Origin of the sequence: Micromonospora sp. CPCC 206061, from assembly GCF_036906915.1 — a bacterium.
In the GTDB taxonomy this organism is placed as follows: Bacteria; Actinomycetota; Actinomycetes; order Mycobacteriales; family Micromonosporaceae; genus Phytohabitans.
In genome coordinates this window covers 1-10,778 of the sequence record NZ_JBAKHX010000142.1, presented here as the reverse complement: position 1 = coordinate 10,778, position 10,778 = coordinate 1, and the positions used below count along the sequence as shown (strand labels likewise).

Below are 10,778 nucleotides of genomic sequence, written 5' to 3'. Positions count from 1 at the left end.
TCGAGTCTCGACGGCTATCGATTGACCGTCAGTTGTTCGGCCGGGACATGGTCTGATACCGCCAGACACTGGGAGCGCTCACGGGGCGACGGCCGACCGGCCACACGCGAGCGACAGCCAGTGTGCGGACCGGGACACCAAGGTGATATCGCCGACCGCGTCATGGCGTCCGCGGAAGACGATCGCCGGCAGATTCCACAACCCGAATGCGCCCGCGTGTCGATTGTGGACGGCTCAGGTGGAGTCGCGCCGAACCCCTGAGGCCATGTGCGCGACAGTGTGCGCCCGGATGTCGGGGCAGGGTTCATCGGTGACGCCGGCCACCACGGCGCGCACATGGTCCTGCGCCGGTTCGAGGAGACCGTCGTAGATCCCGACGAATACCTCCCGGGCACGTCTGCGTGGCCAGTTGGGCGGCATGAGGGCAACGGGCAGCATCGGGTCGAGTACCGGGAAGCGGCGGTAGACGTCCATCACCTCTGTGCGGGTCCGAACCGCCGAGGCACCGGTCACCTCACCGGCGGCGATCCGCGGCAGCAGCGGGCTCCACTGATCGATGAAGGTCTCGTACTCCTTCGCGATGCCCGGCACATCCCATGCCTCAACCGGATTGCGATCAGCCTCCGCCTGCAACTCCAGGTGCTGCGCACGGAACACCGTCACCGCGCCAAGGGCCGCGGCCGCCAACTCCGCCCGTCCTTTCAGCGGCAAGGGATCGGGCGAGATCCACACCCCGTCGTACAACGCCGCGTAACCGTTCCATCGGAGGTGTTCCCGCAGCGCCCGCCGTCGCGTGCTCTCCTGCTCCGGCATAGAGAAGACGACGACCGTCCACAACCCATCCCATGCGTCGGAGTCCGCGCCGACGGCGGCGATCGCGGTGCCACCGTTCGACAGATCCGTCGCGGCGTCCTCCGTCAGGCGGTACGAGCTGAATCGTCCCTGCCGACTGCCCTCCAAGACCCCCCGGCGCGTCAGCCTGCTGATGGACGTTCGGGCGGCGCCGCTGGTCACGCCGAACTCGCCCAACAGGGCCACGATCGCCCCCGAGGGCAACCAGGCCCGGGTATGGACCGTGTAGTCGGCGATGAGCGTCACCGCCAAGCCCTGGGCCGAGCTGGCCGACTGCCGGCGCCGCCGCCGCGGCGGTCCAGCGACGACCTCGGGGAAGACTTCGGGGAAGACCTCGTCGATATCGAACGGGCGTACCACGGTGCGCTCCCGATGCCGGTGGAGGTGGAAGGTGGAAGGTGATACCGACTGTAACCGGCGATACCGGGAACCGCGGCCCTCTCCACCAGCCCCAGGACACTCCAGTAACGTGCGCCGGGCTGAGCGGCGTTCGGGGCGCCAACACCATGAATGACGTCCAGGCGTACCTGACTCCGCGTGGGTACCGGGCGGCGCGTCGGGCCGCCTGTGCAGCGACGGCGCGCAGGGACGCCTGCGAAAGACGTCGAGCTACATCGATTGACATGCAGCCGCCCGGCGATAACACTATCTGGCACGTCTAGGGAAGCGAGGACGACGGTCCACGGTGGCTGCACGTGCCGGCCGGCGCCTCGGCTTCTCGACACGCCGACCGACATTGCCAGGCGGCAAGCCAGCCAGCCCCGCGCGTCTGCCGGCCGTCACGACATGGCCGTCGCAACGAGTTCGATGAAGGAGCGGCAATGATCGGATCTCGAACGCGTGACATCCGAAGATGGCTCACCGCGTCCATCGTCGCGGTGGGGTTGGCCATCCCGGTCACCGTCGTGTCGTCAAGCAGCGCCCAGACGGCAGCGCCGGCGATTGGCGCGGCCGCGGCACCAATGGTGACGCGGTTGGCGGACACGGAGCTCGACCCGCGTGCGCTGTACTTCGTGTCCTACGACGGCCTCGTCAACAACGCGTCCTTCCAGCAGGACGCCATCCTCACCTACGCCGGCCACCAGTACGCCGCGTGGTACACCAGCACGAACCGCCGGCCGGTCATCGCCCGCCGCCAGCTTCCCAGCGGCGCGTGGCAAACACTGCAGCTGCCGCACTCGCTGACCACCAACGACTCGCACAACGTCATCTCGCTCGGCGTGTCTCCATCGGACGGCCGGCTACACGTGGCCATGGACACCCACAACAGCCGAATCTTCTACGTCAAGTCCGAGGCCGGCCTGGTCACCGACGCCGCCTCGCGCACCTGGGTCGCCAGCCGCTTCGGGGCCGTGCAACGCGCCCTCGACGGCCTAGATCTGGGCAGCATCACCTACCCCCAGTTCGCCATCACCCCAGACCAACGCCTTCAGCTCAGCTACCGCACCGGCGGCAGCGGCAATGGCACCAACGAACTGGCCGAATACGACGGGTCCGCGTGGCGCGCGCTCGGCCGCTGGTCGTCGGCGACCGGCAACTGGAACCAGCACGGCGCAACCAGCACCAGACGCAACATGTACCTTCATGGCCTCACCTACGGCCCGAACGGCCGGCTGCACGCCGCGTTCACCTGGCGTGAGCAGAACGCCGCCGTCATGTGCAACAGGGGCGGGCTCTCCAACCACGACACCGGCTACGTCTACAGCGACGACCGCGGCCGCACCTGGCGCAACAACGCCGGTCAACAGGTCGGCACAACCGGCGGCACGCTCGTGTCGGTGACCTCCCCCGGCCACGTAGTCGATCCGATCAACGCCGACCACGCGCTGATCAACCAGGAGAGCCAGACCGTCGACTCCACCGGCCAGCCACACGTGATCATCAGCTACGTGCCCGGCCGGTTCGGACAGTGCGTCACCAACTTCACCAGCCAGCGCCGCGCATCGGGCCGCGCGTTCCACCTGGTCCGCAACGCGCAAGGCACTTGGCGCAAAATCGAGATACCGGTCGCCCTGAACGCGTTCGGCCGCTCCCAAATCGTGCTGGACCGCTCCGACAACGCGTACGTGGTGCTGCCCTTCGGCCGGATCGTCTCGGCGAGCAAAGCCAGCGGCTGGACCGACTGGACCCAACAGTTCGACGGCGCCGGTCTGAACGCCTTCGGCGAGGTAGTCGTAGACCGGTCCCGAGTAGCCACCGAAGGCGTCCTGTCCATCCTCTACCAACGCCGGTCGAGCGGCACCACACCCTCACCGATTCGAGTAGTCGACTTCAGGCTTGAGTGACGTCGACCTTGCCGGTGAACACAACGACGCATCGATGGAGGGCAAACCAGTGAAACCTTTCCTCCTCCCGACCAGGGACCGCCCCCAACGCCGACGCCCGGCCGCGCTGGCGCTGATCAGCGTGGCGGCCGTCGCTGGCGCGGCGGTGCTGCTCGCGCCACACGGGGCAAACGCGGCGACGATCGACACGTCGGCGTACTACGAGATCGTGTCGCGGCACAGCGGCAAACTGATCAATATTGCTGGTCAGTCCACCGCGGACGGCGGGGCTGTCCAACAGTGGACCCGCACCAACCAAACCAACCAGCAGTTCCAGTTCGTCGACGCCGGAGCGGGCTACTACAAGATTCGGGCCCGGCACAGCGGCAAAGTGGTCGACGTGGCGGAAGCGTCGACCGCGAACGGTGCGAACATCGTGCAGTGGACCGACCACGGTGGAACCAACCAGCATTTCCAGGCCGTCGACACCGACAGCGGCTACGTCAAGCTGATCAACCGCAACAGCGGCAAGGCGCTGGATGTGTGGGAGCGGTCCACCGCTGATGGCGCCCGGATCTCCCAGTACACCGACGCCGGCTCGACCAACCAGCAGTGGCAGCTGGTCCGCGTCGGCCCGGGACCCACTCCGAGCGTGACTCCAAGCTCGAGTCCGACATCGGGTCCGGGCCAGAAGTACGCCGGCTATCTGTTCACCTACTTCACCGGCGAGAACACCTCCACCGGTGAGCAGGTCTACTTTGCTCTCAGTCAGGGCAACGACCCGACCCGATGGCGCCAGCTCAACGGTGGACGACCCGTATTGACCTCAACCATCGGGACCCGCGGCGTGCGCGACCCGTTCATCATCCGCTCGCCGCAGGGCGACAAGTTCTACCAGATCGCCACCGACCTGCGGATCTACGGCAACGGCAACTGGGACGCCGCACAGCGCACCGGCAGCAAGTCCATCGTGGTCTGGGAATCCACCGACCTGGTGAACTGGAGCGCCCCACGGCTGCAGCGGGTCTCCCCCGACACGGCCGGCAACACCTGGGCGCCCGAGGCGTACTACGACGAGGGCCTCGGCCAGTACGTCGTGTTCTGGGCCTCCAAGCTCTACGCCAGCAACGACCCCAACCACACCGCCACCACCTACAACCGAATGCTGTACGCCACGACAAGCGACTTCCGCACCTTCAGCGCGGCCCAGGTGTGGGTCGACAAGGGCTACTCGACCATCGACTCGACGCTCACCAAGCACAACGGCACCTACTACCGGCTCACCAAAGACGAGCGGAGCAGCTCACAGTCGGCATGCGGCAAATTCATCCTCGAAGAGAAGTCCACCACCATCCTCAACCGCGGCTACTCCTTCGTAGCTGAATGCATCGGCCGAGGGACGATCAACCAGGGCGAGGGACCGACGGTGTTCAAGTCGAACGTCGAGGAGCGGTGGTACATGTTCATCGACGAGTACGGCGGCCGCGGGTACATCCCCTTCACGACGACCGACCTGAACTCCGGACAGTGGACCGCGGTCTCCAGCTACACGATGCCCGGCCGCCCCCGGCACGGCACGGTGCTGCCCGTCACCCAGGCGGAGTACGACCGGCTGCTCCAACGGTGGGGCTGATCTGACCGGCACAGAATGAGCCGTCGGGTCCGACATCAGCCTGCGTGAACCGTTCGTGGAAGACACCGCCGCTATCGATACCCAAAGGGTCAGGGCGGTGTTGGGACGAGCGGCAGCGCAGGCTGGTGTTGGGTTCGGCGGCGCGGCGACTGGGACGTGGTGGCGTGCGGGGCACACCGGGACTCCACACGACAGCGACCAAACCACGCCTCACCCCAACGACTCCGCCGTGGATTTCTCTACCTTGTCGCAGGCTGGCCAGCGTCTACCTCTACCCCAAGCCCCCCGCCGCTGTCCGTCGGACACCAGCGACGCCGAGACGCAGATCATGGCCGACCTCCACCCCCGGTCGGCGGCACCACGGGCAAAGATGGCCGGCCGGGTTCCCCAGCATCCGCAAGCTGTGGTGCAACGCCGGTGGGCGCCAGGGGCGAGCCGTAGCCCGCCCCTGGCGCCCAACTCGCCGAAATACCGCCACCGCGGCGCTTGACCGCGGCCGCCGCTACAGCGTCACGACCATCAACCCTTCACGCCGGAACTGACGACGCCCCGAATGAAGTAGCGCTGGGCGAACAGGAAGATCACCAGGACCGGTACCACGTAGAGCGTGGCCGCGGCGGCCTGCACGGTCGCGTCGGGGTTGCCGTGCGGGTCGAGGTAGAAAGCGGAGATCGCCACCGACAGCGTGGTGTGGTCGGGGTCGAGCAGCAGCGCGGGGGCTATGTAGTCGCCCCAGATCCAGGTGAACGACAGCAGGAACGAGGTCAGCAGCACGGGCCGCGACAAGGGTAGGAAGATCTGCAGGAAGATCCTGCCGTAGCCGCAGCCGTCGATGATCGCCGCGTCCTCCAGTTCGGCGGGGATGGCGGCGAAGAACTGGCGAAACAGGAACACCAGGAACGGCGAGGCGGCCAAACCCCACAGCACCCACGGCCAGTACGTGTTGACGAGCCCGACCCGAGCGAAAATCACGTAGGTCGGGATCAGGGTGAGGATCTGCGGCAGCATCATGGTCGACAGCAACAGCACGAACAGCGGGCGCTTGCCGCGCCCGCGCAGCCGGGCGAAGCCGAAGCCGACCGCCGCGCTGGAGAAGGTCACCAGCACCGCGTAGAGAAACGACAGGAACAGTGAGTTCCCCAGGTATGCCGCGAAGTTGATCTCGGTAACCGCGTGGGTGAAGTTTCCCCACCGCGGCGTCTCGGGAAGGATCTTCGGCGGGATCGCGACCCATTCGGACTTGGTCTTCAGGGCGGCGAGCAGCAGCCAGGCGAACGGCCCGGCGAAGAGCACGGCGAGCCCCATCAGCAGCACGTACGTGCCGGCGGCGTTGGCCCGGCGGCGGGCGACAGGTCGCCGTGCCGGCACCAGTGGGGCCGGCACGATCGCCGGACGTGCGGGGTCACGGACAACCGTCATCGTTCTGCCTCGCTGTCGACCTGGTAGTGCACCCATAGCCGGCTGGACCGCTGCACCACGAGCGTGATGGCCAGGATGATCAGGAAGAACACCCACAGCATGGCGGAGCCGTAGCCGTACCGGTTGTTGGCGAAGAACACCTGATAGACCTGCACCATGTACAGGTGGGTGCTCTGCGGCACCTGGGCCACAGAGCCGACCTGGCCGCTCTCGGCCAGGAGCAGCGGCTGGATGATGATCTGGAAGGACGCGATGATGCCGGTGACGATCTGGAAGAAGATGACCGGCGAGATCATCGGCACGGTGACGTGGCGAAACACGTGCCAGCGGTTGGCACCGTCGACGACCGCCGCTTCTTCCAGCTCAGCCGGCACGCCCTGCAGCGCGGCCAGCATGATGACCATCCCGCCGCCGAGGCCCCACAGGGTGAGGATGATCAGGGCGTAGAACGCGTTCGGGTCGACCAGCCACGCGATCGGCCCGACGCTGATCTTCTCCAGGATGGCGTTGAGGATGCCGGCGTCGCGGTTGAAGATCAGCTTCCACATGATCGCCATGGCGACCACCGGGACCACCGACGGAAGGAAGAAGATCGTCCGGAACAGGCCGACTGCTTTCAGCCGGCGGTTGAGCAGCACGGCGAGGCCGAGCCCGCCGGCCACCATGAGCGGCACGCTGATGGCCGTGAACGCGAGCGTGCGCACCAGGCTGGCGATGGCATCCACGTCGCGGACGAGCTCGGTGTAGTTGCGCACGCCAACCCAGCGCCAGCGGGAGCTGCGGCCGTTGAAGTTGGTGAAGCTGACCAGCAGCGCGTAGCCGAGCGGCACTGCGGTGAGCAGCACGAAACCCAGAACCCAGGGCGAGACGAACAGGTAGAACGTCCGGCTGGAGTACCGCGACCAGCGCCGCCGACCGCGCCGTCCCGCCCTTTCCGTTACCACGGCAGCCACTAGCCGATCTGATCCTTACCCTGCTTCAGCAGCTTGTTCACCTCGTTGGTGATGTCCCTGCACGCACCGTCCACGGTGGTCTCCTTCTTGATCGCCCGTGTGATGTGCTTGTTGAGCACGTCGATCCAGCTCCCACCCGAGACGTACGGCGAGTCCGGCAGCGGCCCGGCGTGCTGCAGCTCGGCCTGTGCGGTCTGGTACGCCTGCTTCTGGTACGGCAGCTCCTGCGGCAGCAACGGCAGCTGCGACTTCAAGGCGGGCAGGCCCCAGCCGCTCTTGGCCCGCTCCTCGGACGGCGGCCCGGCCATGAAGTACTCCATGAGCTTCCACGCCTCGTCCTTGTTCCTGGCCTTGGCCGGGATGTACGCGCCCCAACCGACGTACGTGGGGCTGATCCGCTTGTCACCCATGACCGGCGCGGGCGCCATCGCCACGCTGTTCTTGATCTCCTCGGACTCCTTGACGAAGTTGCCGCCGTACCAATAACCGTCCTGGGTGATCGCCATCCGCTTGGCCAAGAACAGCGACAGGTCGGCGCCGTCCGGGGCCGGGTCCAGCGAGGTCGGCCCGACGCCCGCCTGCGCGAAGTCGACATACCACTGGATGGCGCGCCTGGCCTCCGGAGTGGTCATGTCGGTCTCGGTCAGGTCGGTGTTGTAGACCTGGCCACCCTGCTGGAGGATCATCATGTGGATCGGTGCTGACAGCCCCCAAGCCCACTCCACGCCGAGGCCGTAGACCTGGCTCTTGCCGCCGCTCTTCTTGGTCAGCTGCTTCGCGATCCCCAGCAGCTCGTCGTACGAGACCGGGTCGGTCGTGCTCAGCGGCGGGACCTTCGCCTGCTCGAACAGCGCCCGGTTGTACCAGAGCGTCGCGTCCTGGCTCCAGTCCTTGACGATCCCGTAGTACGGACCTTGGCCGCTCCGCTTGCCGTCCCAGCGGAAGCCGTCATTCACTGGGAGCAGGTCGTCCTTTTTCAGGACGGTGCTCTTGTCCAGGTACGGATCGAGGTCGGTGGCCAGGCCCTGCGCGTTTCCGCTGGAGCTGCCGACCGCCGGCGCGCGGACCAGGTCGGGCGGCTCATTGGAGGCGAGCATGGCGTTGAGCCGCGTTTCGTCGAACTCAACGAAGTTGACCTTCACACCCGGGGTCTTCGCCTCGAAGTCGGCGATGTGCTCCTTGGTCAACTCATTGGACTTGTACATGACGGTCAGCGTCACGGTCTTTCCGTCGCCGGACGAGTCGCTCGAGCTGGCGTCGCAGGCGCTGAGCAGCGGCAGGGCGACAGCGCCGCCAGCGGCGAGAGCGGATCCGGTCAGCAAGCGCCGGCGGCTGATATATCTATCGAGCATGCGAGCTCTCCTCGGTTAACCGGTGGCATCTTGTGAGCGCTCACAGTGTTCGCCTAGCCTCGCGCGTGTGTCAAGAGCATGACCGGCGGTGCCGTTACTGACAACTGTTGTGTCATGATGGCGCACATCTTTGTGAGCGCTCACAGCCAGGAGCTTCTATGAACGACGCCACCCGCGCGCTACCCCGCCTCGGCAAGATCGGGTACGGCGGGGACTACACCCCCGAGCAGTGGCCCGAGCCCGTCTGGCACGAAGACGTGCGGCTCATGCGCGAGGCAGGCGTCAACCTGGTCAGCGTCGGCATCTTCGCGTGGGCGCTGATGGAGCCCGCACCGGGCGAGTTCGACTTCGGTTGGCTGGACCGGGTCGTCGGGCTGCTGCACGACGCCGGCATCGCGGTCGACCTGGCCACCCCGACAGCCGCCCCACCCGCGTGGTTCTTCCGGCGGCACCCCGACGCCCGCCAGGTCACCAGGGAAGGGCACGTGCTCGGCGGCGGCGCACGGCACGCGTTCTGCCCCAGCTCACGCGCGTATCGGGAGGCCGCCACCGGTATCGCCACCCAGCTGGCACGCCGGTACGGCGACCACCCCGCCGTCGCGCTGTGGCACGTGCACAACGAGTACGGCTGGGCCAGCACACCCTGCTACTGCGAGGCGTCAGCGGCGGCGTTCCGGGAGTGGCTGCGCCAGCGGTACGGCACCCTGGACACGCTCAACGAGGCGTGGGGCACCACGTTCTGGGGCCAGCGGTACGGCGACTGGGAGGAGATCCACCCACCCCGCCTCGCGCCGCCCGGCGTCAACCCGGCCCAGCAGCTCGACTACGTCCGCTTCACCTCGGAGGAGTATTTAGCCTGCTTCCGGGCCGAGCGCGACGCGCTGCATCAGCTAGCACCCGGCGTACCGGTCACGACCAACTTCATGGTGCCCAACTGCAAATGGATGGACTACTGGCGGTGGGCGGCCGAAGTGGACGTCGTCTCCAACGACCACTACCTGCAGGCCGAACTCGCCGACAACCACATCGAACTGGCCATGGCCGCCGACCTCACCCGGTCGGTCGCGGGAGGCCGGCCCTGGCTGCTCATGGAGCACTCCACGAGCGCGGTCAACTGGCAGCCGCGCAACATCGCCAAGACCCCTGGCGAGATGCGCCGCAACAGCCTCGCCCACATCGCCCGCGGCGCCGACTCCGCGCTGTTCTTCCAATGGCGCGCATCCCGATTCGGCTCCGAGAAGTTCCACTCGGCGATGCTGCCGCACGGCGGCACCGGTACCCAGATCTGGCGCGACGTGGTGCGGCTCGGCGCCGATCTGTCCAATCTGGACGAGTTGGTCGGCACCCGGGTGGTACCGGATCTCGGCATCGTCTGGGACTGGGAGTCGTGGTGGGCCCTCGAACTGGAGTGGCGGCCGTCCGTCGACCTCGGCTACCTGGAACGGCTGTCCGCCTACTACGAACGAGCCTGGCGGGCGCATCGCACCGTCGACTTCGTACGCCCCGACAGTGACCTGTCCGCGTACCCGATGGTGCTCGTGCCGAGCCTGTATCTGATGTCCGCCCAGGCGGCGGCCAACCTGGCCGGCTATGTGCGCGACGGCGGCACGGTGGTGGTCTCCTACTTCTCCGGCATCGTGGACGAGACCGAGACGGTACACCCGGGCGGTCATCCCGGCGCGCTGCGCGAACTGCTCGGCCTGTCCGTGGAGGAGTTCCTGCCGCTGCGGGCCGGTTCCTGCGTGCGGCTCGACGGCGACCTGACCGCGGACGTCTGGACCGAGCGGGTGGTCCTCGCCGGGGCCGAGCCGGTGCGGCGGTACCTGGACGGCCCTGCCGCCGGCGAACCCGCCGTCACCCGCCACCGCCTGGGCCGCGGCACCGCCTGGTACATCTCCACCCGCCTGGGCGGCAGCGACCTCGACGCGGTGCTGGCCGACGCCGGCCTCGTCCCCCGCGACGGGGTGCCGGACGGTGTGGAGCTGGTTCGCCGCGCCAGCGACTCCGCCAGCTACCTGATCGCGATCAATCACACCGAGCGCGACGCGGAGCTGACCGCCTCCGGCAAGGAGTTGCTCACCGGCGCGCCGTGCCACGGCGTTCTACCGCTGCCGGCCGGTGACGTCCGCGTGCTGCGTGCTGCGTCCTGAAGATCGGGGGTTCCCGCCGCACGGGCCACGATCAGGCGGGCCGGCGACCGGCAAGGGGCGACATCATGCCGGGGATTCGATGGTGAGCCCGGCTAGGAGGCTCCTGAATAACCCCGTTTCGGGGGTGCGGGTTTCGGGTGGTGGTGATGGGGAGG

7 protein-coding genes are annotated in these 10,778 nt (G+C 67.5%); 3 read left to right on the top strand and 4 right to left on the bottom strand.

What is annotated here, in order from left to right:
• Positions 1-234: 234 nt before the first annotated feature.
• Complete coding sequence (locus V6V89_RS40085; protein ID WP_334624935.1) at positions 235-1,212, bottom strand: PaaX family transcriptional regulator; 978 nt, start codon at positions 1,210-1,212, stop codon at positions 235-237.
• Between the two features lie 461 nt (positions 1,213-1,673).
• Here V6V89_RS40085 and V6V89_RS40080 point away from each other — a divergent pair, with 461 nt between their 5' ends.
• Entirely contained in the window at positions 1,674-3,137 is a 1,464-nt protein-coding gene (locus V6V89_RS40080; RefSeq protein WP_334624934.1) for a BNR repeat-containing protein, read from the top strand.
• Positions 3,138-3,186: 49 nt separating this feature from the next.
• Entirely contained in the window at positions 3,187-4,749 is a 1,563-nt protein-coding gene (locus V6V89_RS40075) for an RICIN domain-containing protein (protein ID WP_334624933.1), read from the top strand.
• A 519-nt stretch (positions 4,750-5,268) separates the two neighbouring features.
• Here the strand turns inward: V6V89_RS40075 and V6V89_RS40070 are convergent.
• Genes V6V89_RS40070 through V6V89_RS40060 form a run of 3 tightly spaced genes read right to left on the bottom strand, consistent with a single transcriptional unit; the run spans position 5,269 to position 8,473 of the window.
• The gene (locus tag V6V89_RS40070) at positions 5,269-6,168 is read right to left on the bottom strand and encodes a carbohydrate ABC transporter permease (protein ID WP_334624931.1); all 900 of its coding nucleotides are present in this window, start codon (positions 6,166-6,168) and stop codon (positions 5,269-5,271) included.
• On the bottom strand, positions 6,165-7,121 hold the full coding sequence (locus V6V89_RS40065; RefSeq protein ID WP_334624930.1) for a carbohydrate ABC transporter permease: 957 nt from the start codon (positions 7,119-7,121) through the stop codon (positions 6,165-6,167). Before V6V89_RS40065 ends, V6V89_RS40070 begins: the two co-directional genes overlap by 4 nt.
• Positions 7,121-8,473 carry an ABC transporter substrate-binding protein gene (locus tag V6V89_RS40060; protein WP_334624929.1) on the bottom strand — a complete coding sequence of 451 codons (1,353 nt, stop codon included), beginning with the start codon at positions 8,471-8,473 and terminating at the stop codon, positions 7,121-7,123. The genes V6V89_RS40065 and V6V89_RS40060 overlap by 1 nt, the downstream gene beginning before the upstream one ends.
• A gap of 158 nt (positions 8,474-8,631) precedes the next feature.
• On the opposite strand from V6V89_RS40060, the gene V6V89_RS40055 reads away from it, so the two are divergent.
• On the top strand, positions 8,632-10,623 hold the full coding sequence (locus tag V6V89_RS40055; RefSeq protein ID WP_334624928.1) for a beta-galactosidase: 1,992 nt from the start codon (positions 8,632-8,634) through the stop codon (positions 10,621-10,623).
• The last annotated feature ends 155 nt before the right edge of the window (positions 10,624-10,778 follow it).